Here is a 22,586-nt window from a genome sequence, read left to right on the forward strand (position 1 = left end):
GCATGACAGCGCCGTCAGTCCACGCGGATGTTCTTCGCCTTGACGATGCGGCTGTAGATGTCGGCGTCGCGGCGCACCATCGCCACCATCTCGTCCTGCGTCAGCCCCAGCGGTTCGCTGTTGAGGTCGCGGATGCGCTTGGCCAGGTCGGGGTCCTTGCTGGCCTGGACCATCAGCGCGTTGAAGCGCGTGACGATCGGCGCGGGTGTCGCCGACGCTGCCCACAGGCCGTGCCACGACATCATGGTGAGGCCGGGCACCACCTCCGACAGCGTCGGCACGTCGGGCATGGCGGGGTGGCGCGTCTCGCCGGAATAGGCCAGCGCCCGCACGCGGCCGCCGCTGATCTGCGGGTAGCCGGTGGCGATGGGTTCCATCAGCGTGTCGACCTGCCCGCCGATCAGGTCGGCCACGGGGCTGCCGCGGTAGGGCACGTGCAGCATCTCGGTCTTGGTCTCGTCCTTGAGCCACTCGATGATCAGGTGCGACGGGCTGCCGGCGCCGTACGACGCATGCGAGATGGTGCCCGGCTTGGCCTTCGCGGCGGCGATCAAGTCCTTCACCGACTTCATCGGCGAATTGGCCGGCGCGATCAGCACCAGGCCCTGGCGCATCGTTGTCGCCACCGGCACGAAGTCCTTCTGCGTGTCGTAGGGCAGCTTGCTGTAGATGTACGGGTTGATGGTGAACCCGGTCGAGAGGTTGTAGAGGTAGGTGTAGCCGTCGGCCGGTGCCTTGGCCACGGTGTCGGCCGCCAGGTTGCCGGCGGTGCCCGGCTTGTTGTCGATGACCACCGGCACGCCGAGCTGCTTCGACGCATAGTCGCCGTACAGCCGGGCAAAGATGTCCGGCGGCGTGCCCGGCGCGAAGCCGACCACGATGCGGATGGGCTTGCTGGGCCAGGCCGCGGGCTGTGCGGCGGCGAGGCTGCACGCCAGGCCCAGGCAGAGGGCCGTCAACCATTGAATTCTCGAACGCATGTCTGTCTCCTTATGGCGGGCGCTTGCCCGCTTGTTTGAAAAATCGCGTCGCTTCGCCGGGCCGCGTGGCCGCGCCGAAGTTCATCGTGTCCGTGGGTGGTGGGTGTCTCCTCAGTCGATCTGCGCGCCGGAGCGCTGGACGGCTTCGCCCCACTTCGCGATCTCTGCGCTCGCGAAGGCATCGAGCGCGGCACCGGTCATGTCGCTGCGCTCGATGCCCTGCTGCGACAGCTTCTCGCGCACCTCGGGCTGGGCCAGCACCTGGCGCGTGGCCTCGCGCAGGCGGTCGCGCTGGTCGGCCGGCATGGTGGCCGGTGCATACAACATGAACCAGGCGACCAGGTCGAAGTCGGCCACACCTTGTTCGATCAGCGTGGGCACGTCCGGCGCCGCCGCGCTGCGCTTGGCGCTCGACGCACCCAGCGCGCGCAGCCGGCCGGCGCGCACCTGCGGCAGTACGGCGGCCGGGTGATAGAACATGAACTGCACGTTGCCGGCCACCAGCTCGGTCATGGCCTGCGCGCCGTCGCGGTAGGGCACGTGGACGAAGCGCTTGCCCAGCCGCACGTTGAGCAGCTCGCCCGCCAGGTGGCCCGAAGTGCCGTTGCCGGCGGAAGCGAAGTTGACCGCCGCGTCACCGGCCTGCCGCAGGTCGGCCACGCTCTTCCACGGCGACGCGGTCGGCACCACCAGCAGCGTCGGCGTGGCGCCGATGAAGCCCAGCGGCGTGAAGTCGCGCAGCGGCGAATAGCCCAGGCGTTTGTAGAGCGTCGGGTTGATCGCGTGCGTGCCCACCGTGCCCAGCAGCAGCGTCTGGCCGTCGGTGCCCGACTTGGCGACCTGCTCGCTGCCGATGGCGCCGCCCGCGCCGGGCTTGTTCTCGACGATCACGGCCTGGCCGAGTTGCCGGCCGAGCGCGTCGGCCAGCGTGCGGCCGACGATGTCGGTCGTCGTGCCCGCGCCGAAGGGCACGACCAGCTTGAGGGGACGCGACGACGGCGTCTGTGCGATGGCTGCACCGGCGGCCAGCAGCGTGCTCGCGATCAGCACACGGCGTATGAGGCGCCGCGTCATGTCGAGGCTCCAAAGCCGGCGGGCACCTCGCCCTCGTACTGCAGCTCGCGCGTGGCCTGGTACGACAGCGCGAAGCCGCTCGGCGTCTCGGCCTCTTCGGCCAGGTGCGCGATCAGCCCCGCGGTGCGCGCGAGGATCGGCACGCCGCGCAGCGACGCCACCGGGAAGCCCACGCCCAGCAGCACGGCGGGGATCGCGGCCGAGACGTTCAGCCGCAGTTCCTTGCCGACGATGCCGGGGATCACGCGCTCGATGGCCTGGGCGATGTGCACGAAGCGCAGGTCGGCACCGGCTTCGGTGGCGACGGCGATCAGGCGGTCGACGCGTGGGTCGTTGCTCTTGTGCAGCGGATGGCCGTAGCCGGGAATCGATCGGCGCTCGGCCTTCAGCGTGCGGATGACGTCGGCCGCGACATCGTCGAGCGCCTCGCCCGCATCGACGCGGGCCGCGACCTCGGTGAAGAGCCGCCCCGCGGTTTCCGATGCGCCCAGGATCACCGAGCCGCAGCCCAGGATGCCCGCGGCCACCGCGCCCTGCAGCGCATCGGGCGCGGCGGCGTAGGTCATGCGGCTGGCCTGCACGCTCGGCACCAGGCCGTGCTCGGCGATGGCCACCAGCGTGGCGTTGAGCACCGTGCTGCAGGCCGCGGTGGGGCGCTTGCCGGTCAGCAGCAGGAAGAAGTAGTCCGCGAAGCTGACGTGCCCGATCAGGTCGTTGCACAGGTCCTGCCCACGCACGACGATGGTGTGTTCGTTCGACGTGCAGATGGCGGTGCGCGGAACGGTGGATTTGCCGATCTTCATGGTGTCTTCTTCGCGCTCAGGCGGCCGTGGGTTGCAGGTGGAAGTCGTAGTGCGCGGACCAGTAGGGCGTGTCCAGCGCGCGGCCGTCGGGCGCGCGGCCCGCGGGGTGCGATTCGAAGTCGACGATCAGGCTGGGCCGCACACCGAACACCGCGTCGGAGTCGATGTACGGGCTGCCGGCCACGAAGAGGTGGGTGGTGACCGGCACATGCGACGGGGCCGACACCATCATGTGGATGTGGCCGGGTCGGTTGGGGTGCCGGCCCATGCCGTCGAGCATGCGGCCGACCGGGCCGTCGACCGGCACCGGGTAGTACGACGGCCGGATCGACCAGAACCAGTAGCGGCCTTCGGCGTCGGTGCGGATGCGGGCGCGTGCGGCCATGCCGGCGCCTTCGACCTGCATGTCGTACACGCCTTCGCCGTCGCCCGACCAGATGTCGAGCAGCGCGCCGGCGATCGGCTGGCCGCGCGTGTCGGTGACGCGGCCGCTGTAGAAGGTCGGTTCGCCCGGCGTGCCTTGGGCGATGTCCGATCCGCAGGGCATCTCCGGTGCGCCAGCCCAGTAGTAGGGGCCCTGCACCGTGGCTTCGGTGGTCGGCGTCACGGGCAGGTCGCCGGTGGCGCCTGCTTGCTTCGCGTCGCGTGCTGCCCGCAGCTGGTCGAGCATCACGACCATCATCGAGGCGCCCAGCGTGTCCGACAGCAGGATGAACTCCTGGCGCTTGTCGTCGCAGGCCTTGCCGGTGGCGGTGAGGAATTCGATGCCGCGCATCCACTCGTCGGGCTTCAGGTCGACCTCGCGGATGAAGGCGTGCAGGTGCGTGATGAGCGACGTCATGACCTGCGCGAAGCGCGGGTCGGTGGCGCCTTCGAGCCGCTGCAGCGCGGCCTGGGTCAGTTCGTTTTCATTCGAGGGGGTCATGGGTCTTGTCTCCGATTTCTTGTGGGGGATGCGGGCTCAGGCCTCGCGCAGCCGCCGTCGCAGCGGCTCGACGATGGCGTCGTTGTCGGCGCCGAGCGTGGGCGGTGCCGTGACGTCGAGTGGGCGTTCGCCGTCGAAGCTCACGGGCGAGCGGATGGTGCGCCACTCGCCGCCTTCCGGATGCGGTGCGCTCACCTCCAGCTGGAGGTGCCGCGCCTGCGGGTCTTCCATCGCTTCGCGCGTGTCGTACATGGGTGCGTGCGGCACGTCTTCGGCTTCGAGCCGGGCGCACCAGTCGGCGCGGGTGCGCTCGCGGAACAGGCCGTCGAGCAGCGCGATCATTTCGGTCTGGTGCGCGATGCGGCCTTCGCGGTTGGCGAAGCGCGGGTCCTGGAACAGGTCGGGCCGCTCGATGGCGTTGGCCAGGCCCTGCCAGAACTTCTCGGGCGACGACATGTGCAGCGCGATCCACAGGCCGTCGGCGCATTCGAGCACGTACGACTGCGACACGCTGGGCCGGCTGAAGGGGCCCATGATCTCGTTCTCGGAGAAGTAGTGCGTGAACGCGTCGAGATTGAAGTGGCACATGGCCTCGAGCATCGACACCTCCACCGTGCGGCCGACACCGGTGCGGCCGCGCTCGATCAGCGCGCCCATCACGCCGTAGGCCGCGTAGAAGCCGGTCATCGCGTCGGCCACCGCCGGGCCCACGACGCGCGGGTTGGCCGGGTTGACCAAGAGCTTGAGGAAGGCGCTGGCGGCCTGGGCCACGGTGTCGTAGGCCGGGCGACCGGCGGCCGGGCCGGTCTGGCCGAAGCCGCTGATGGCGCAGTACACCAGCCGCGGGTTGAGCTCGCGCAGGCGGGCCGCGCCGGCACCCAGGCGCTCGGCCGCGCCGGGGCGGAAGTTCTGGATGTAGACGTCCGAGTCCTTCACCAGCGCGTCGAACACCGCCGCGTCGTCGGGCAGCTTGGGGTTGAGCGTGATGCTGCGCTTGTTGCGGTTGTAGGTCTGGAAGTGCGGGCTGTAGAGGCCGCCGCGGAAGGCGCGGAACGGGTCGCCGCTGCCGGGCTGCTCGACCTTGATCACCTCCGCACCCAGGTCGGCGAGGAACATGCCGGCGGCCGGGCCGGTGATGAACGTGCCTTGCTCCAGCACCTTGATGCCGCTGAGGACTTTTTGCAACGCGTTGTCTCCTGTGTTCGTTCGCCCGTCGAGGGGCTGGGTGCGAACTCTAGGCAGGCCGGGCGATTTTTAACAATGATGGTTTTTCATGGATACCATCGACGGCATCGATCGTGGGCGCATGCACCACGGCACCCGGAGACACCCATGGAACTGCGGCACCTGCGCTACTTCAGCACCCTGGCGGGTTCGCTCAACTTCACGCGCGCGGCCGAGCGGCTGCATGTCACGCAGTCGACGCTGTCGCACCAGATCAAGCAGTTGGAAGACGAGCTGGGCACGCAGCTCTTCGACCGCAGCGGCAAGCGCGTGGCGCTGACCGAATCGGGCGAGGCCTTCCTGCACCACGCCACACGGGCGCTCCAGGAAATCGACCGCGGCCTGGGCGCGCTGCGCGACAACCCGCAGGAAGCCGCGGGCGAACTGCGCATCGGCTCGACGCCGACCTTCAACCTCGGCTTCATTCCCGACTGCATCGCCGCCTTCCAGCCGCGCTACCCCGGCGTGCGCGTGGTGGTGGAAGAGCTGGCGGCCGACCTGATCGCGCAGCGGCTGCAGCAGGGCACGCTGGACCTGGGCATTGCCTACCGGCCGGCGGCGCCCGGGGCGCTGCAGTTCGAGCCGCTCTACAACGAGGAGATGGTGCTGGTGGTGGCGCAGGGCCATCCGCTGGCGCGCCGCAAGCGGGTGCGCATGGTGGAACTGCACCGCCTGCCGATGGTGCTGCTGCCGGCGAGCTTCGTCACGCGCCAGATGCTCGACGAGTGCTTCCGCTCCTGCGGCGCCGAGCCGCAGGTGGTGGCCGAGATCAATGCGCTGGCGCCGATCATGGGCCTGGTCGCCAAGACGCGGCTGGCCGCCATCGTCGCGGCCAATGCCGTGCTGCCGCATTCGGGGCTGGCCATCGTGCGCCTGGAGAGCCCGACGCCGGTGCGCACGCCAGGCATGCTGTGGTCGCCGCCAGCGCGCGAATCCGCGGCCACGCGCGCCTTCTCGGCCATCGTGCGCAAGGTGGCCTTTCGCACCAGCCTGCTGGAGCGGAAAGACACCAAGGCCTGAGGGCTGTCGGCATTTGCAACCGCGGTGGCGGGGATTGCCACCGTCCGCCCGACCGCGCGGCGCGCAGGCTCTTGCGGGGTCGCCGACAATCGAGGGCGGCATCCCTTCCCTCCGCGAAGCAAGAGACACCCCATGAAATTCCCCTCCAAGGTCCAGATCGTCGACGTCGGCCCGCGCGACGGCCTGCAGAACGAAAAGCAACCCGTGCCCGCCGCGGTGAAGATCGAGCTGGTGCACCGCCTGCAGGACGCCGGCCTCACGGCCATCGAGGTGACCAGCTTCGTCAGCCCGAAGTGGGTGCCGCAGATGGCCGACAACGCCGAGGTGATGCACGGCATCCGCCGCAACCCGCGCGTGACCTACTCGGTGCTCACGCCCAACATGAAGGGCCTGGAGGCTGCGCTCTCGGCACCCCGCAACGAGTGGCCGGACGAGATCGTGGTCTTCGGTGCGGCGAGCGAGGCCTTCAGCCAGAAGAACATCAACTGCTCCATCGCCGAGAGCATCGAGCGCTTCGCGCCGGTCGTCGCCGCGGCGCGCGAGAAGGGCATCCATGTGCGCGGTGCGCTGTCGTGCGCACTGGGCTGTCCGTACGAAGGCGAGATCGCGCCCGAGGCCGTCGGCCGGCTGGCAGGCCTGATGAAGGGCATCGGCGTGCAGCACGTCGGCGTGGCCGACACCATCGGCACCGGCACGCCGGCCAAGGTGCAGCGCGCCGTCGAGGCCACGCTGGCGCACTACGGCATCGACGACATCTCCGGCCACTTCCACGACACCTACGGCCAGGCCCTGTCGAACACGCTGGCCAGCCTCGAGATGGGCGTGTGGCAGTACGACACCTCGTCGGCCGGCCTGGGCGGCTGCCCGTACGCCAAGGGCGCGACCGGCAACGTCGCGACCGAGGACGTGGTTTACATGCTGCACGGCATGGGCATCGAGACCGGCATCGACCTTGACGCGCTGATCGACGCCGGCGTGTACATCAGCCAGGCGCTGGGCCGCGAGCCGAGCTCGCGCGTGTCCAAGGCGATCCGGACGAAGCGGGCCGGCTGATGTGCGGTTCTGAACTCCACGCACTACCTGAAGGCGTCCAGCGCGTCGCGCGGCTGCTGCAGAACGCCGGCCACGCGCATGCGCCGCAGATGCTCGACGACGCCGCCCGCACCGCGCAGCAGGCGGCCGATGCGCTGGGCATCGCGGTCGGGCAGATCGCCAAGAGCATCGTGTTCCGTCGCAAGAGTGACGGCGTCGCGGTGCTGGTCGTCACCTCGGGTGACAAGCGGGTTGACGAGAAGAAGGTCGATGCCCTGGTCGGCAAGACGGGGCGCGCCGATGCCGAGTTCGTGAAGGCGAAGACGGGCTTCTCGATCGGCGGCGTGTCGCCCTTCGCGCATGTCACGCCGCCGGTCGCGCTGATCGACCGCGAGCTGTTTCGCTTCGACGAGATCTGGGCCGCGGCCGGCCATCCGCATGCGGTGGTGAAGCTGTCGCCGCACGACCTCGAACGCCTGACCGGTGCGCCGGTGGCGGACGTGGTGTGACGATGGACGTGCTCGACGCCCTCGCGCTCGCGCAACGTGCCGCCGACGTGGCCGGCACCACAGGCGACGACGTGCCATCGCCTTGCGTGTCGATCTGCCGCATGGACGCCGAGCGCGTGTTCTGCATCGGTTGCCTGCGCACGATCCCCGAGATCTCTGCATGGAGCCGCTCCGACGCGGCCAGCAAGCGAAGCGTGTGGCGCGCCATCGAACTGCGTACCGCAGCGCATGCCGTCGGTGTGACAACGACCGGAGACATCCCGCCATGAAGCACATCGACTTCTACCTCGACTTCATCTCGCCCTATGCCTACCTCGCCTTCGAGCACCTGCCCGAAGCACTCGAGGGGCTGAGCTACAGCGTGACCTACAAGCCGGTGCTGCTGGGCGCCATGCTCAAGCACCACGGGCAGAAAGGGCCGGCCGAAGTGCCGAGCAAGCGCGCCTGGACCTACCGTCAGGTGCTGTGGCTGGGCCATGCGCACGGGATTCCGATCGAGATGCCGGCCACGCACCCTTACAACCCCTTGCCGCATCTGCGGCTGGCGTTGTCGACCACGCACGACGGCGCCATCAGCCGCCACGCGGCCGAGACGATCTTTCGCGACGTGTGGCGCGGCGGTGCTGACGCGGGGGACGCTGGCAGGCTGGCGGCACTGGCGTCGCAGCTGACGTCGGTACGCGATGGCAGCAGCGATGCCGCGAAGGCGGCGCTGCGTGCCAACACCGACGAGGCCATCGCGCGCGGTGCCTTCGGCGTGCCGGCCTACGCCCTGGATGGCCGCCTGTTCTGGGGCTTCGACGGGTTGGCGATGCTGCGTGCCGCAGCGCAGCAGGACCCGTGGTTCGACGGACCGCAGTGGTCCACCGCCGACCAGCGCCCGGGCCCGTCGCGCAACATTTCTTGACGTTTCCTGCATCCTGAAACCCCGGGCACGGGTTTCACCCTAAATCGTCAGCGACGGTTCAGTTTCGCGAAAGGCTCCGGTCAGTCGGTCCTCCAAGAATGCCCCACGGCTCGGAAATCCGGGCCGCAGTACATCAACAGGAGACGATCGATATGGCAGCCACACTAGATTCGAGGGGGGTGCCGCATCCGGCCCCCCGGCCCATGTCCGCCGAGGAAAAGAAGGTCATCTTCGCTTCCTCGCTGGGCACCGTGTTCGAGTGGTACGACTTCTACCTCTACGGTTCGCTCGCGGCGATCATCGCCAAGCAATTCTTCAGCGGACTGGATGCAGGCGCGGCCTTCATCTTCGCGCTGCTGGCCTTCGCCGCCGGTTTCCTGGTGCGTCCGTTCGGCGCCATCGTGTTCGGCCGCCTGGGCGACATGATCGGCCGCAAGTACACCTTCCTGGTCACGATCCTGATCATGGGCCTGTCGACCTTCATCGTCGGCCTGCTGCCCAGCTACGCCACCATCGGCGTCGCCGCGCCGGTCATCCTGATCGCGCTGCGCATGCTGCAGGGCCTGGCGCTCGGCGGCGAGTACGGCGGTGCGGCCACCTACGTGGCCGAGCACTCGCCGCACGGCAAGCGCGGTGCCTACACCTCGTGGATCCAGACCACGGCCACGCTCGGGCTGTTCCTGAGCCTGCTGGTGATCCTGGGCGTGCGTACCTGGCTCGGCGAACAGGCGTTCGGCGACTGGGGCTGGCGCATTCCGTTCCTGGTGTCCATCGCGCTGCTGGGCATCTCGGTGTGGATCCGTCTTTCGCTGTCTGAATCGCCCGCCTTCCAGAAGATGAAGGCCGAGGGCAAGACCTCGAAGGCACCGCTGTCCGAGTCCTTCGGGCAGTGGAAGAACCTCAAGATCGTGATCCTGGCGTTGGTCGGCCTGACCGCCGGCCAGGCCGTGGTCTGGTACACGGGCCAGTTCTACGCGCTCTTCTTCCTGACGCAACAGCTCAAGGTCGACGCGACCACGGCCAACCTGATGATCGCGGCGTCGCTGTTGCTCGGCACGCCGTTCTTCGTGATCTGGGGAACGTTGTCGGACAAGATCGGCCGCAAGCCGATCATCATGGCTGGCTGCCTGCTGGCGATCGTGACCTTCTTCCCGGTATTCAAAATGCTGGCCGAAGCCGCCAATCCCGACCTGATGAAGGCGCAGTCGACCGCTGCGGTGACTGTCACCGCCGACCCGGCGACCTGCTCGTTCCAGGGCAACCCGGTGGCCCGCGAAATCGACTTCCGCAGTTCGTGCGACATTGCCAAGCGCTACCTGTCGCAGAACTCGGTGAGCTACGAGAACATTGCGGGTGCGCCGGGTTCGAAGGCCGTCGTCAAGATCGGCACTAAGCTCGTCGAGGCGCCGGTCGGCAATGTCGTCAGCTCCAAGTTCGACGAAAGCTCCGTCAAGGAAATTGCCGCGTTCAAGAAGGTCGTGGGCGATGACCTGAAGGTTGCCGGCTACCCTTCGAAGGCCGACCCCGCCAAGATGAACAAGGGCATGATGGTTGCGCTGCTGTTCTGGCTGGTGCTGCTGGTGACCATGGTCTACGGCCCCATCGCCGCCATGCTGGTCGAGATGTTCCCGACGCGCATCCGCTACACCTCGATGAGCCTGCCGTACCACATCGGCAACGGCTGGTTCGGCGGCCTGCTGCCACCGATCTCGTTCGCGATCGTGGCCAGCACCGGCAACATGTTCAACGGGCTCTGGTACCCGATCATCATTGCGGGCATGACCCTGGTGATCGGCACGCTGTTCATCAAGGAAACGAAGGACGTCGACATCTACGCGAACGACTGATCGACACCAGGCCTCGACCGCGGCTGCGCGGCGAGGCTGTTCAGCACAGAGGCTTCATGCCAGCCGAGGGGCCGCATGAAGCCTTTTTCCTGAACATCGCATTACCTCAATAGGAGACTCAACCCATGTGGAAACTCGTCGTCGGCTTCATCCTCTTCGCCGCGGTATCGCTCTACTTCATCAACATGGCGGGGGACAAGGTCGACATGTCGGGGGAGAAGCATGGGGGGGACGCGGTGCATGCGCCGGAGCCAGCGGCCAGCGCGCCGAAGTGATGGCGCCCGAGCGCTGTCTTCGGTCGCTCAGCGCTTGAACTTCCCCTCGCTGATGATGGACAGGTCGGCGAAGTCGATGCCGGAGTGGTCGGTGGGCGAGTAGTTGATGTCGAGCCCGCCGCCCAGATCGTAGTTGCGCAGCCCGTCCAGCGACGCCACGATCTTGGCCCGCGTGGGTTTCGGGCCGGCGCGGCGCAGCGCCTCGACCATGACCTTGGCGGCCGCAAAGCCTTCGAGCATCTGGGGCGAGAGTTCGGTCTGGTTCTTCGCCTTCGCCAGCGCCATCGCTTCCTTCACCATCGGCTGCGCGCTCGAGCGCTCCGACGGAAACACCTGCGTGACGATCACACCGCTGCTGGCGGTGCCCAGCTGCTTGATGAAGCCGCTCGACGCGTTGTTCGACAGGGTGACGACCTGGGCCGCCGAACCCGCAGCGCGCAAGCCCTTCACGCCGTCGACCACCGCATCCCCCGAGGCGATCCACAGCACCGCCTGCGGATTGGCCTTGGCGAGGGCCTGCAGGATGGCGGTGTAGTCGGGCTTCTCGCGATCGGCCGGAATCACCGCCACCGGCTGCAGCTTGGCCTTGGCAAAACCGGTGTTGGCACCGTCCAGCCCGTCCTTGCCGAAGGAGTCGGCGGCATGGACCACCGCGATCCGCTCCATGCCGACGGTGCGCAGGTGCTGCACCGCCTTTTCCGCTTCGCGCTGGTAGGTGGGGCGGACGTTGAACACATGCTTCTGTACCGGCTTGTGCAGCACCATCGCACCGGTCGAAGGGCCGACGATCGCCACGCCATGCTTGTCGAGCCAAGGCAGGATGGCCTGGGTGTGCGGCGTGCCGCGGCTCAGGAACATCGCGACCACTTTCTTTTCCTCGATGAGCACGCGGGCGTTCTCTCCGGCACGTTTCACGTCGAAGCCGTCGTCCAGGCGAATCACCTCGATCTGCTCGCCGTTGACCCCGCCTTGGGCGTTCACGCTGTCAAAGACCAGTTGGGCGCCGGTGATCGCCTCGGCAACGCCGGCAGCGACCGGTCCGGAGATGCCTGCGGTCTGGCCGATCAGGATCTGGGCGCATGCGGGCAGTGCGCAGATCGACACGAGACCGGCGGTGCAGAGCTGACGGAAATGCTTCATGAGGGAGTTCCGGAAAAGATGACGGGAAAAGATGACCGCGAGAGAACGCCGAAGGCAGCGCCGATGTGGATCGCATTTGTTACTAAATGTCTTTTAGACTCCACGGGGGAAACCCTTAGCCGCCGTGCGCCATGTCACGCCGGGCCGGAAAGCATTGCAGACCCCTCCCTAGAATGTCTGCCCCACCCCCAAGGCACGCATGACACAGGGCTCCATTCGGATTCGCGGCGCACGCCAGCACAACCTCCAGAACCTCGACCTCGACATCCGCACCGGCGAGATGACCGTGGTCACCGGCCCCAGCGGGTCGGGCAAATCGAGCCTCGTGTTCGACACGCTGTACGCCGAGGGGCAGCGGCGCTACGTCGAGACCTTCTCCGCCTACGCCCGCCAGTTCCTCGACCGCATGGACAAGCCGGCGGTTGACAAGGTGGAAGGCGTGCCGCCGGCCATCGCGATCGACCAGACCAACCCGGTGCGCTCCTCGCGCTCCACGGTCGGCACGATGACCGAGCTGAACGACCACCTGAAGCTGCTCTACGCGCGCGCCGCGCAGCTGTTCGACCGCGACACGGCCCTGTTGGTGCGCCACGACACGCCCGACACCATCTACGCAACGATGGTCGAGCGCGCCGCTGCGGCCGGCGACCCGCGCATCGTCGTGACCTTCCCGGTGGAGCTGCCGGCGACGACCACGCCGGACGAGGTGACGCAATGGCTGTCGGCCAGCGGCTTCACCCGCGTGCAGGCCGAGCGCGAGGTCGCGACGCCGACCGGCCCGCGCAAGGTGCTCGACGTCGTGGCCGACCGCTTCCGCCTGGCCGGGGCCGAGCGTGCCCGCGTGCTGGAGGCGATCGAAACCGGGCTGAAGCGCGGCGTGGGCCGGCTCACGGTCTATGCGGTGCCGGCGGAAGAGGGGGCTGAACCAACCATCTGGAAGTTCTCGACCGGCCTGCATTGCCCCGAGAGCGACATCCGCTACGGCGACCCGATCCCGTCGATGTTCTCCTTCAACTCGGCGGTCGGCGCCTGCGACACCTGCCGCGGCTTCGGCCGCGTGATCGGCGTTGACTTCGGCCTGGTCATTCCGAACGACAAGCTCACGCTGCGTGCCGGCGCGATCAAGACCATCCAGACACCCGCGTGGAAAGAGGCGCAGGACGACCTCATGCGCCACGCCGAAGACGCCGGCATTCCGCGCGACACGCCGTGGGCCAAGCTCACGCAGGCACAGAAGGACTGGGTGCTCGACGGCTCGCCCAACTACACCGGCAAGTGGAACCAGCAGTGGTACGGCATCAAGCGCTTCTTCGGCTACCTGGAGAGCAAGGCGTACAAGATGCACATCCGCGTGCTCTTGTCGAAGTACCGCAGCTACACGCAATGCCCGACCTGCGCCGGCGCGCGCCTGAAGCTCGACAGCCTGCTGTGGCGCATCGGCAGCAAGGACGACGCCGACGGCGTGCTGGCGCCGGCCAGGCGCTTCCTGCCGGCGGGCACGAAGTGGTCGCGCGCGCAGCTCGAGGCGCTGCCCGGCCTGTGCCTGCACGACCTGATGCTGCTGCCCATCGAGCGGCTGCGAAAGTTCTTCGACGGCATCGAGCACCGCGGCAACAGCGCGAACGCCAACGAAGGCGACGCCCAGGCGCTCAAGCTGCTGTTCGAAGAGATCACCACGCGCCTGCGCTACCTGCACGACGTGGGCATCGGCTACCTCACGCTCGACCGCCAGAGCCGCACGCTGAGTGGCGGCGAGGTGCAGCGCATCAACCTCACGACGGCGCTCGGCACCTCGCTGGTCAACACGCTCTTCGTGCTCGACGAGCCCAGCATCGGCCTGCATCCGCGCGACATGAACCGCATCACCGAGGCCATGCTGCGCCTGCGCGATGCGGGCAACACGCTGGTGGTGGTCGAGCACGACCCGGCCGTGATGCTGGCGGCCGACCGCGTGATCGACATGGGCCCCGGCCCCGGCATCCGCGGCGGCCAGATCGTGTTCGACGGCACCACCGACGAACTGCGCAACGCCCACACGCTGACCGGCGACTACCTCGGCGGCCGCAAGCAGATCGGCATGGGCTTCAAGCGCGCCGTGACCGACAGCACGCCGCGCCTCATCCTCGAAGGCGCGCGCGAGCACAACCTGCAGAACATCACCGTCGACTTCCCGCTGCAGCGCCTGGTGGTCGTCACCGGCGTCAGCGGCTCGGGCAAGTCGACGCTGGTGCAGGACGTGCTGGCGCCGGCGCTGATGCGCCACTTCGGCAAGGCGACCGAATCGCCCGGCGAGCACGACCGCCTGCTGGGCGCCGACCATCTGAGCGACGTCGTCTTCGTCGACCAGTCGCCGATCGGCAAGACGGCGCGTTCCAACCCGGCGAGCTACGTCGGCGCCTGGGATGCCGTGCGCGAGATCTTCGCGACCGCCGGGCTGTCGCGCCAGCGCGGCTACACCGCCAGCAAGTTCAGCTTCAACAGCGGCGATGGGCGCTGCCCGACTTGCGGCGGCTCGGGCTTCGAGCACGTCGAGATGCAGTTCCTGTCCGACGTGTACCTGCGCTGCCCCGACTGCGATGGCCAGCGCTATCGCCCCGAGATCCTCGAGGTGAAGATCGAACGCGGCGGCCGCAGCCTGAACGTCGCCGACGTGCTCGACCTCACGGTGGCCGAGGCTGCCGCGACGTTTGCGAACGACCGCGACGTGCTGCGCGTGCTGCAGCCCATCGTCGACGTCGGGCTCGACTACGTGAAGCTGGGCCAACCGGTGCCGACGCTGTCGGGTGGCGAGGCGCAGCGCCTGAAGCTCGCGGGCTTTCTGGCGGAGGCCGCGAAGAGCGGCACGGCCAGCAAGCAGTCGGTGGCGCGGCGCGGCACGCTCTTCCTGTTCGACGAGCCGACCACCGGCCTGCACTTCGACGACATCTCGCGCCTGATGCGCGCGCTGCGCAAGCTGCTCGACGCGGGCCATTCGCTGGTCGTCATCGAGCACAACCTCGACGTGATCCGGGCCAGCGACTGGCTGATCGACCTCGGCCCCGAAGGCGGCGATGGCGGTGGGCAGGTCGTCGCCGTCGGCACACCGGAGCACGTGCGCGAGATGAAGGGTTCACTCACCGGCGATGCGCTGCGCGACTACGAACTGTCGCTCGGTCCGTCGCGCCATGTGGTGCGCGAACGCAGCGGCGCCGAGCTGGCGCGGCGCGCGTTGCCGGCCTTCGGCCGCGAGGCGATCCAGATCGTCAATGCGCGCGAGCACAACCTGAAGAACCTCTCGGTCGACATCCCGCGCGGCAAGTTCAGCGTGGTCACCGGCGTCAGCGGCTCGGGCAAGTCGACGCTGGCCTTCGACATCCTGTTCAACGAAGGGCAGCGGCGCTACCTCGAATCGCTCAATGCCTATGCACGCAGCATCGTGCAGCCGGCGGGCCGGCCCGAGGTCGATGCGGTCTACGGCATTCCGCCGACGGTGGCCATCGAGCAGCGCCTGTCGCGCGGCGGGCGCAAGAGCACGGTCGGCACCACGACGGAGGTTTGGCACTTCCTGCGGCTGCTGTACGTCAAGCTGGGCACGCAGCACTGCATCCACGACGGCGCTGCGGTGCAGCCGCAGACGCCGGACAGCATCGCGGCGCAGCTGCTGAAGAACTTCAAGGGCCAGCACATCGGCCTGCTCGCGCCACTGGTGAGCAACCGCAAGGGCGTCTACACCGAGCTGGCCGACTGGGCGCGGCCGCGCGGCTACACGCACCTGCGGGTCGATGGCGGCTTCCTGCCGGTCACACCCTTCCCGCGGCTGGATCGCTTCAAGGAACACAGCATCGAGCTGCCGGTGGCGAGCCTCGACGTGTCGCCGTCGAACGAAGCGGCGTTGCGCGAGGCGCTGACGAAGGCGCTTGAGCTCGGCAAGGGCGTGGTGCATGTGCTGAGCGACATCGATGCGCTCAAGCCCGCGATGGAAGCGGGCGAGCCGACTGCCGGCATCGGCCGCACGCAGGTCTTCTCCACGCTGCGCGCCTGCCCGATCTGCAGCACCAGCTACGCCGAACTCGACCCGCGCCTCTTCTCGTACAACAGCAAGCACGGCTGGTGCCCCGACTGCGTGGGCACGGGCGTCAAGCTGACCAAGGACCAGCGCAAGGTCTACGACGACTCGGTGCTGGCCGACGACCAGAAGGGCCGCGAACAGACCTTCGCGGAACCCGAGGCGGAGGATGTCGGCGAGACGGCCTGCCCGACCTGCGAAGGCCGGCGCCTGAACGCGACGGCGCGCGCGGTGAGCTTCGGCCCCGCGACGCATCCGGCCGCGCACGCCGGCCCCTTCGGTGCGGGCGGCATCGGCATCACCGAGATCGCGCGCATGAGCGTGATGGACATCCGGCAGTGGTTCGAAGGTCTTGAGTTGGTTGGCCGCGAAGCCGAGATCGCACGCGACCTGGTGCCCGAAATCAAGAGCCGCCTCGAGTTTCTCGAAGAGGTCGGCCTCGGCTACCTCACGCTCGACCGCGGCGCGCCCACGCTCTCCGGCGGCGAGGCGCAGCGCATCCGCCTGGCCGCACAGCTCGGCAGCAACCTGCAGGGCGTGTGCTACGTGCTCGACGAGCCGACCATCGGCCTGCACGCGCGCGACAATCGCATCCTGCTCAACGCGCTGCACAAGCTGGGCGAGAAGGGCAACACGCTGGTGGTGGTCGAGCACGACGAAGACACCATCCGCCGTGCCGACCACATCATCGACATCGGCCCCAGCGCGGGCAAGCGCGGTGGCCGGCTGGTGGCCGAGGGCACGGTGGCCGACATCGAGGCGGCGGCCGATTCGCAGACGGGGCGCTACCTGCGCGATGCCATCAAGCACCCGTTGCAGGCGCGTCGCCCCGTGCCGCCACCCGAGCCCGGCGCACCGGACTGGCTCACAGTGCACGGCGCCGACCTGCACAACCTGCAGGACGTGACGACCACGCTGCCGCTGCACCGCCTGGTGGCGATCACCGGCGTCAGCGGCTCGGGCAAGTCGACGCTGGCGCGCGACGTGCTGCTGACGAACGTGCAGGCGATCGTCATCCAGCGCATGACCAAGGCCGGCCGCGACAAGGACGCGGCGGGCAAGCGCGCCGCGTGGTCGGGTTGCGCCTCGGTCGATGGCTACGAGAGCATCGACCGCGTGCTCGAAGTCGACCAGACGCCCATCGGCAAGACGCCGCGCAGCTGCCCCGCGACCTACATCGGTTTCTGGGACACGATCCGCAAGCTCTTCGCCGACACGCTGGAAGCCAAGGCACGCGGCTATGCGCCGGCCCGCTTCAGCTTCAACACCGGCGAAGGCCGTTGCCCGGCCTGCGACGGCGCTGGCATCCGCACCATCGGCATGAGCTTCCTGCCCGACGTGAAGGTGCCGTGCGAGGTCTGCCACGGCGCGCGATTCAACCCCGAGACGCTGGCCGTCACCTGGCGCGGCAAGAGCATCGGCGACGTGCTGCAGATGGAGGTCGACGAGGCGGTCGACTTCTTCGCCGCCATGCCCAACATCAGCCACCCGCTGCAACTGTTGAAGGACGTGGGACTCGGCTATCTCACGCTGGGCCAGCCCTCGCCGACGCTCAGCGGCGGCGAGGCGCAGCGCATCAAGCTGGTCACCGAGTTGTCCAAGGTGCGCGACGACATCACGCGCCGCGGCCAGAAGGCGCCGCACACGCTCTACGTGCTCGACGAGCCGACGGTCGGCCTGCACATGGCCGACGTCGAGAAGCTGATCCACGTGCTGCACCGGCTGGTGAACGGCGGGCACAGCGTGGTGGTGATCGAGCACGACCTGGACGTCATCGCCGAAGCCGACTGGCTGATCGACCTCGGCCCCGAAGGCGGCAACGGCGGCGGGCGCATCGTGGCCGCGGCGCCGCCGGAGGACGTGGTCAAGCTCGGCACGCACACCGGCGTGGCATTGGCGCCGGTGCTGGCGCGGGGGTGACCGACACGGGACTTCACCGATTGCGCGGTGAGGCCCCGCTCGGCCCAATGGAGGGCTTCGGATATTTCTCCAGGAAGCCCTTCATGCAACGTCGTTCCCTCGTTTCCCTCATCTCCATCGGTACAGCCGCGCTGGGCGGCGCCGCGGCGCTGCTCGCACCGTTCGCGGCCCAGGCGCAGGCCTTTCCCAGCCGGCCGATCAAGCTCGTCATCGCCTTCCCGGCTGGCGGCCCGACCGACATCACGATGCGCCAGCTGGCCGACAACGCCAGCAAGATCCTGGGCCAGCCGGTCATCGTCGACAACAAGCCCGGCGCCGGCGGCACGCTGCCCGCCCAGGCGCTGCAGGGCACGCCGGCCGACGGCTACACCGTGGCGCAGATTCCGCTCGGCGTGTTCCGGCTCGGCTACACGACCAAGATCAACTGGGACCCGATCAAGGACATCAGCTACGTCATCAACGTCACCGGCTATGCCTTCGGCATCGTGGTGCCGGCCGACAGCCCCTTCAAGACCTGGAAGGACTTCGTCGACTACGCCAAGGCCAACCCGGGCAAGTTGAGCTACGGCTCGACCGGCACGCTGACCAGCCCGCACCTGACGACCGAGCGCATCGCGCAGCAGGCCGGTATCCAGCTGCAGCACATCCCGTACAAGGGCAGCGCCGACCTGATGCTCGCGCTGCAGAGCGGGCAGCTGATGTCCGGCGCCGACAGCACCGGCTTCGCCACGCTGGTCGAGGCCGGCAAGCTGCGCGTGCTCAACACCTGGGGCGAGAAGCGCCTGGCCAAGTTCCCCGACGCGCCCACGCTGAAGGAGCTGGGCTACGACATCGTCCAGAACTCGCCCTTCGGCATTGGCGCCCCCAAGGGCACGCCGCCCGAGGTGGTGAAGAAGCTGCACGACGCCTTCAAGCAGGCGATGGAGGAGCCGAGCTACGTCGCCGCGCTGGGCAAGTACGACATGCTGCCCGACTACAAGAGCAGCGCCCAGTACGCCCAGTTCGCGCAGGACACGGTGGCGCGCGAGAAGGTGATCATCGAGAAGCTGGGGCTGGCGAAGGGGCAATAGACCCGCGGGATCGCCCGAGCGCTTGCGCTACGCTCGGGCGAGATGATCGAAACGTTCAAGAAAACCCTCTGGGCGACCGCAGACAAGCTCCGCGCCAACATGGATGCCGCCGAATACAAGCACCTGGTGCTCGGCCTCATCTTCGTCAAGTACATCTCCGACACCTTCGCTGCACGCCGGGCGGAACTGGTCACGCGGTTTGCCGACCCGGCGGACGAGTACCACTTTGCCGACGCCACGCCGGATGACCTAGCTGCCGAGCTGGAGCAGCGCGACTACTACCGCGCCGCCAATGTCTTCTGGGTACCCGAAGCCGCGCGTTGGGAAAGCATCCGCGCTGCCGCCAAGCAGCCCGACATCGGCAAGCGCATCGATGATGCGCTGACGCTCATCGAGGCCGAGAACCCCAGCCTCAAGAACATCCTCGACAAGCGCTACGCCCGCGCGCAGTTGCCCGACGGCAAGCTCGGCGAGCTGATCGACCTGGTGTCGACCATCGGCTTCGGTGTCGATGCTGCCCAGGCGCGCGACGTGCTCGGGCAGGTGTACGAATACTTCCTCGGCATGTTCGCCAACGCCGAAGGCAAGCGCGGCGGCCAGTTCTACACGCCGCGCAGCATCGTCAAGACGCTGGTCGCCGTGCTTGCGCCGCACCACGGCAAGGTGTACGACCCGTGCTGCGGCTCGGGCGGCATGTTCGTGCAGAGCGAAGAGTTCATCGAGGCGCACGGCGGCAAGCGCGGCGACGTGTCCATCTATGGGCAAGAGGCCAACCCGACGACGTGGCGCCTGGCCGCGATGAACCTCGCCATCCGCGGCCTCGACTTCGACCTGGGCCGCGAACCCGCCGACAGCTTCGTGCGCGACCAGCACAAGGACCTGCGCGCCGACTTCGTGCTGGCCAACCCGCCCTTCAACATCAGCGACTGGTGGCACGGCAGCCTGGAGGGCGACGCGCGCTGGGTGTATGGCGACCCACCCCAAGGCAACGCCAACTACGCCTGGCTGCAGCACATGCTGCACCATCTGAAGCCCGACGGACGCGCCGGCATCGTGCTGGCCAATGGCAGCATGAGCAGCAGCCAGAACGGCGAGGCACAGATCCGCGCCGCCATGGTCGAAGCCGATGTGGTCGAGGTCATGGTCGCGCTGCCCGGCCAGCTCTTCTTCAACACGCAGATCCCTGCGTGCCTGTGGTTCCTGGCCAAGAAGAAGGCGCCCGCGCGCAAGGGCGAGGTGCTGTTCATCGACGCCCGCAAGCTCGCCACCATGATCAGCCGCGTGCAGTGCGAGCTGACCGATGCGGTGATCGATCGCATCGCCAACACCGTGGCTGCGTGGCGCGGTGATGGCTCACTGCCTGCCTATGAAGACATCGCAGGCTTCTGCCGCAGCGTGAAGCTCGAAGAGATTGCGCAGCACGGCCATGTGCTCACGCCCGGCCGCTACGTCGGTGCCGAAGCGGTCGAGGATGACGATGAGGCCTTCGCCGAGAAGATGCAAAAGCTCACGGAGACGTTGGGCGAGCAGATGGCGAAGGGGGCGGAACTGGATGCGCTGATCCGGAAGAAGCTGGGGGGGCTTGGGTATGAGTTCTGATTGGGCCGAGCGCACTCTTGGAGAGTTTATTCGGCTGCAACGGGGGCACGACCTCACTGCATCTGAGCAGCGGCCCGGCAGTGTCCCAGTAATGGGCTCAGCCGGTCAAAACGGCACTCACGCCGAGTCTCTCGCTGCCGGCCCAGGTGTAGTGGTTGGTCGTAGCGGCGCTTCTGTTGGGCGAGTTCATTTCTCAGACGTGGCCTATTGGCCGCATAACACCTGCCTGTACGTAACTGACTTTCTTGGCAACCATCCGCGATTCGCCTATTACTTGCTGCAGACGCTAACCCTAGCCGCGTACAACTCCGGCAGCGCCCAGCCTTCGCTGAATCGCAACTTCATCTATTCAATCCCAGTTCGGGTGCCTTCGCGGGCTGAGCAAGATGCAATCGTTGAGGTTCTACAAGCCCTCGACGACCGCATCACCCTCCTGCGCGAAACCAACGCCACGCTCGAAGCCATCGCTCAAGCGCTGTTCAAGTCGTGGTTCGTCGATTTCGACCCTGTGCGCGCCAAGATAGAAGGCCGCGCCCCGGAAGGCATGGACGAGGCCACGGCGGCGCTGTTTCCGGATGGGTTCGAGGACTCGGAGTTGGGGTTGGTGCCGAAGGGGTGGAGTGTCCGCTCGCTTGATGGAATCGCCAACTTTCTAAACGGTCTGGCGCTGCAGAAGTTTCCACCAAGCGAGCATTCGTGGTTACCGGTCGTCAAGATCGCTCAACTTCGAAAGGGTGACACAGTCGGTGCTGACCGAGCGGGTCGTAACTTGAAGCCCGAGTACGTGATCCACGATGGGGACGTTCTCTTTTCATGGTCGGGCAGTCTCGAAGTCGAGGTTTGGTGTGGCGGAGAGGGTGCGTTGAATCAGCATTTGTTCAAAGTCACTTCGGAGCATTATCCAAAGTGGTTCTACTTTCTTTGGACCCGGCATCACCTTGAGAGCTTTCGCCAAATCGCGGCGAGCAAAGCCACGACGATGGGGCACATACAGCGGGCGCATCTGACTCAGGCAAAAGTCTTGGTGCCCTCGATTGAATTGATTTGCAAGATTGGAGAGACGTTCGAGGCAATGCTAGATGCCAAGATCGCAAACGAGTTGCAGGCCCAAACCCTCGCCACGCTCCGCGATACGCTCCTCCCCCGCCTGATCTCCGGCGAATTGCGTCTGCCCGAGAACAGGGACGCGTTGGTCGAGGAAGTCGGTGCCAGCAGTCTCTGAATCCGCACCCATTCCACCCCACAGCCATGACCGCCCGCCCTCGCACCATCCAAATCTTCCTCCCCACCGGCGATCCGCGCGGCATCCAGGTCGCGGCGTTGACGACCAGCATCGTGCAGGTCATCGAGGTGCCCCGCCCGCTGCTCTCGGACTTCCTGCAGATGCCCGAGTCGCGCCAGGTGGGCGTGTACTACCTGATCGGCGATGACGAAGAGAAGGACCAACTCGCCGTCTATGTCGGCCAGACCGGTTCGCTGGGCAAGCGGCTGAGCGAGCACGATCTGGACCCCAAGCGCGAGTTCTGGAACCGCGCGCTGGTCGCCATCTCGCTGACGCACAGCCTCACGCAGACGCATGCGATGTACCTGGAGTGGCGCAGCATTCAGCAGGCGAATGCTGCGCAGCGCTACACGGTGGAGAACGGCACGGTCGGCACCCGGCCGCACACGCCGGCCTGGCTGGAGGCGGATTGCCAGGAGATCTTCGACACGATCCGCACGCTGGTGTCCACGCTCGGGCAGCAGGTGTTCGAGCCGCTCGCGGTGCGGGCCGATCCGGTCTTGCCTGTTGTGGGCGCCGGTGTCGTTGAGAACGCAACGCTGCCGGCGGTCGTGCAGGTGTTTCGGTGCTCCGGGCCGCAGGGCGCCGACGCCACGGGGCAGTACACCGAAGAAGGCATGGTCGTGCTGAAAGGGTCGCGTGGGCGTGGCGAAGCCGTGGCCAGTTTGATTCCGATGTCGGCCGGCAAGCACCGCCAGCGATTGATCGACGCTGGCGATCTGGTGCTGGAGGGCGGGAGCTACGTGTTCCAGCGGGATGTGCTTTTCCGCTCTCCGAGCGGTGCATCGGATGTGGTTCTGGGGCGCAGTTCCAACGGCTGGATGGAATGGCGCGATTCGGCCGGGCGGACGCTGGATGCGTTGAAGCGGCAGAAAGTGGAGGATGCCGCGAGCTTGTGAGGAGGGCTTTCTTGCGACATGCATAAAAAGTGGCG

18 protein-coding genes are annotated in these 22,586 nt (G+C 67.6%); 12 read left to right on the forward strand and 6 right to left on the reverse strand.

The window, feature by feature from the left end:
* Positions 1-14: 14 nt before the first annotated feature.
* The 5 genes from ACSFA2_RS20135 to ACSFA2_RS20155 form a co-directional block, all read right to left on the reverse strand.
* Positions 15-980, reverse strand: a complete 966-nt coding sequence (locus ACSFA2_RS20135) for a Bug family tripartite tricarboxylate transporter substrate binding protein (RefSeq protein WP_435457105.1) — start codon at positions 978-980, stop codon at positions 15-17.
* Positions 981-1,091: 111 nt separating this feature from the next.
* Positions 1,092-2,054: a Bug family tripartite tricarboxylate transporter substrate binding protein gene (locus ACSFA2_RS20140; protein WP_435457106.1), complete on the reverse strand. Its 963-nt coding sequence runs from the start codon at positions 2,052-2,054 to the stop codon at positions 1,092-1,094.
* Positions 2,051-2,857: a citryl-CoA lyase gene (locus ACSFA2_RS20145; RefSeq protein ID WP_435457107.1), complete on the reverse strand. Its 807-nt coding sequence runs from the start codon at positions 2,855-2,857 to the stop codon at positions 2,051-2,053. The genes ACSFA2_RS20140 and ACSFA2_RS20145 overlap by 4 nt, the downstream gene beginning before the upstream one ends.
* A gap of 16 nt (positions 2,858-2,873) precedes the next feature.
* Positions 2,874-3,782 carry a dioxygenase family protein gene (locus tag ACSFA2_RS20150; protein ID WP_435457108.1) on the reverse strand — a complete coding sequence of 303 codons (909 nt, stop codon included), beginning with the start codon at positions 3,780-3,782 and terminating at the stop codon, positions 2,874-2,876.
* Positions 3,783-3,818: 36 nt separating this feature from the next.
* On the reverse strand, positions 3,819-4,967 hold the full coding sequence (locus ACSFA2_RS20155; RefSeq protein WP_435457109.1) for a CaiB/BaiF CoA transferase family protein: 1,149 nt from the start codon (positions 4,965-4,967) through the stop codon (positions 3,819-3,821).
* Positions 4,968-5,114: 147 nt separating this feature from the next.
* Here ACSFA2_RS20155 and cynR point away from each other — a divergent pair, with 147 nt between their 5' ends.
* From cynR to ACSFA2_RS20190, 7 genes are all read left to right on the forward strand, one after another.
* Complete coding sequence (gene cynR / locus ACSFA2_RS20160; protein WP_435457110.1) at positions 5,115-6,026, forward strand: transcriptional regulator CynR; 912 nt, start codon at positions 5,115-5,117, stop codon at positions 6,024-6,026.
* A 132-nt stretch (positions 6,027-6,158) separates the two neighbouring features.
* The gene (locus tag ACSFA2_RS20165) at positions 6,159-7,079 is read left to right on the forward strand and encodes a hydroxymethylglutaryl-CoA lyase (protein ID WP_435457111.1); all 921 of its coding nucleotides are present in this window, start codon (positions 6,159-6,161) and stop codon (positions 7,077-7,079) included.
* Positions 7,079-7,567 (forward strand): YbaK/EbsC family protein, encoded by a 489-nt coding sequence (locus ACSFA2_RS20170; RefSeq protein ID WP_435457112.1) that lies wholly within the window; start codon positions 7,079-7,081, stop codon positions 7,565-7,567. Before ACSFA2_RS20165 ends, ACSFA2_RS20170 begins: the two co-directional genes overlap by 1 nt.
* A gap of 2 nt (positions 7,568-7,569) precedes the next feature.
* Positions 7,570-7,836, forward strand: a complete 267-nt coding sequence (locus ACSFA2_RS20175) for a DUF1289 domain-containing protein (protein WP_435457113.1) — start codon at positions 7,570-7,572, stop codon at positions 7,834-7,836.
* Complete coding sequence (locus tag ACSFA2_RS20180; RefSeq protein WP_435457114.1) at positions 7,833-8,474, forward strand: 2-hydroxychromene-2-carboxylate isomerase; 642 nt, start codon at positions 7,833-7,835, stop codon at positions 8,472-8,474. Before ACSFA2_RS20175 ends, ACSFA2_RS20180 begins: the two co-directional genes overlap by 4 nt.
* Before the next feature lie 152 nt (positions 8,475-8,626).
* A complete protein-coding gene (locus ACSFA2_RS20185; RefSeq protein WP_435457115.1) occupies positions 8,627-10,321 on the forward strand; it encodes an MFS transporter in 1,695 nt (564 codons plus the stop codon).
* A 125-nt stretch (positions 10,322-10,446) separates the two neighbouring features.
* Complete coding sequence (locus ACSFA2_RS20190; RefSeq protein WP_435457116.1) at positions 10,447-10,596, forward strand: hypothetical protein; 150 nt, start codon at positions 10,447-10,449, stop codon at positions 10,594-10,596.
* A gap of 27 nt (positions 10,597-10,623) precedes the next feature.
* Here ACSFA2_RS20190 and ACSFA2_RS20195 read toward each other — a convergent pair whose 3' ends face one another.
* Positions 10,624-11,736 (reverse strand): ABC transporter substrate-binding protein, encoded by a 1,113-nt coding sequence (locus ACSFA2_RS20195; protein WP_435457117.1) that lies wholly within the window; start codon positions 11,734-11,736, stop codon positions 10,624-10,626.
* Between the two features lie 199 nt (positions 11,737-11,935).
* Between ACSFA2_RS20195 and uvrA the strand changes: the two genes are divergently transcribed.
* The 5 genes from uvrA (at position 11,936) to ACSFA2_RS20220 (ending at position 22,551) form a co-directional block, all read left to right on the forward strand.
* Positions 11,936-17,701, forward strand: a complete 5,766-nt coding sequence (gene uvrA / locus ACSFA2_RS20200) for an excinuclease ABC subunit UvrA (RefSeq protein WP_435457118.1) — start codon at positions 11,936-11,938, stop codon at positions 17,699-17,701.
* A gap of 83 nt (positions 17,702-17,784) precedes the next feature.
* Entirely contained in the window at positions 17,785-18,771 is a 987-nt protein-coding gene (locus ACSFA2_RS20205) for a tripartite tricarboxylate transporter substrate binding protein (RefSeq protein WP_435457119.1), read from the forward strand.
* A 42-nt stretch (positions 18,772-18,813) separates the two neighbouring features.
* Positions 18,814-20,370: a class I SAM-dependent DNA methyltransferase gene (locus ACSFA2_RS20210; protein WP_435457120.1), complete on the forward strand. Its 1,557-nt coding sequence runs from the start codon at positions 18,814-18,816 to the stop codon at positions 20,368-20,370.
* Complete coding sequence (locus ACSFA2_RS20215; RefSeq protein ID WP_435457235.1) at positions 20,360-21,592, forward strand: restriction endonuclease subunit S; 1,233 nt, start codon at positions 20,360-20,362, stop codon at positions 21,590-21,592. The genes ACSFA2_RS20210 and ACSFA2_RS20215 overlap by 11 nt, the downstream gene beginning before the upstream one ends.
* 26 nt (positions 21,593-21,618) lie before the next feature.
* Positions 21,619-22,551, forward strand: a complete 933-nt coding sequence (locus ACSFA2_RS20220) for a GIY-YIG nuclease family protein (RefSeq protein WP_435457121.1) — start codon at positions 21,619-21,621, stop codon at positions 22,549-22,551.
* Positions 22,552-22,586: the final 35 nt, after the last annotated feature.

The sequence above is a fragment of the Variovorax cryoconiti genome (genome assembly GCF_051216395.1).
Lineage (GTDB): Bacteria > Pseudomonadota > Gammaproteobacteria > Burkholderiales > Burkholderiaceae_C > Variovorax.

What these genes read in the sequence shown, in the direction of transcription:
- ACSFA2_RS20180 (WP_435457114.1), top strand. Translation starts at nt 7,833, where the DNA reads ATGAAGCACATCGACTTCTACCTCGACTTCATCTCGCCCTATGCCTAC.
- ACSFA2_RS20135 (WP_435457105.1), bottom strand. Translation starts at nt 980, where the DNA reads ATGCGTTCGAGAATTCAATGGTTGACGGCCCTCTGCCTGGGCCTGGCG.
- cynR (WP_435457110.1), top strand. Translation starts at nt 5,115, where the DNA reads ATGGAACTGCGGCACCTGCGCTACTTCAGCACCCTGGCGGGTTCGCTC.
- ACSFA2_RS20220 (WP_435457121.1), top strand. Translation starts at nt 21,619, where the DNA reads ATGACCGCCCGCCCTCGCACCATCCAAATCTTCCTCCCCACCGGCGAT.
- ACSFA2_RS20170 (WP_435457112.1), top strand. Translation starts at nt 7,079, where the DNA reads ATGTGCGGTTCTGAACTCCACGCACTACCTGAAGGCGTCCAGCGCGTC.
- ACSFA2_RS20195 (WP_435457117.1), bottom strand. Translation starts at nt 11,736, where the DNA reads ATGAAGCATTTCCGTCAGCTCTGCACCGCCGGTCTCGTGTCGATCTGC.
- ACSFA2_RS20210 (WP_435457120.1), top strand. Translation starts at nt 18,814, where the DNA reads ATGATCGAAACGTTCAAGAAAACCCTCTGGGCGACCGCAGACAAGCTC.
- ACSFA2_RS20205 (WP_435457119.1), top strand. Translation starts at nt 17,785, where the DNA reads ATGCAACGTCGTTCCCTCGTTTCCCTCATCTCCATCGGTACAGCCGCG.
- ACSFA2_RS20190 (WP_435457116.1), top strand. Translation starts at nt 10,447, where the DNA reads ATGTGGAAACTCGTCGTCGGCTTCATCCTCTTCGCCGCGGTATCGCTC.
- ACSFA2_RS20145 (WP_435457107.1), bottom strand. Translation starts at nt 2,857, where the DNA reads ATGAAGATCGGCAAATCCACCGTTCCGCGCACCGCCATCTGCACGTCG.
- uvrA (WP_435457118.1), top strand. Translation starts at nt 11,936, where the DNA reads ATGACACAGGGCTCCATTCGGATTCGCGGCGCACGCCAGCACAACCTC.
- ACSFA2_RS20175 (WP_435457113.1), top strand. Translation starts at nt 7,570, where the DNA reads ATGGACGTGCTCGACGCCCTCGCGCTCGCGCAACGTGCCGCCGACGTG.
- ACSFA2_RS20165 (WP_435457111.1), top strand. Translation starts at nt 6,159, where the DNA reads ATGAAATTCCCCTCCAAGGTCCAGATCGTCGACGTCGGCCCGCGCGAC.
- ACSFA2_RS20150 (WP_435457108.1), bottom strand. Translation starts at nt 3,782, where the DNA reads ATGACCCCCTCGAATGAAAACGAACTGACCCAGGCCGCGCTGCAGCGG.
- ACSFA2_RS20185 (WP_435457115.1), top strand. Translation starts at nt 8,627, where the DNA reads ATGGCAGCCACACTAGATTCGAGGGGGGTGCCGCATCCGGCCCCCCGG.
- ACSFA2_RS20140 (WP_435457106.1), bottom strand. Translation starts at nt 2,054, where the DNA reads ATGACGCGGCGCCTCATACGCCGTGTGCTGATCGCGAGCACGCTGCTG.
- ACSFA2_RS20215 (WP_435457235.1), top strand. Translation starts at nt 20,360, where the DNA reads ATGAGTTCTGATTGGGCCGAGCGCACTCTTGGAGAGTTTATTCGGCTG.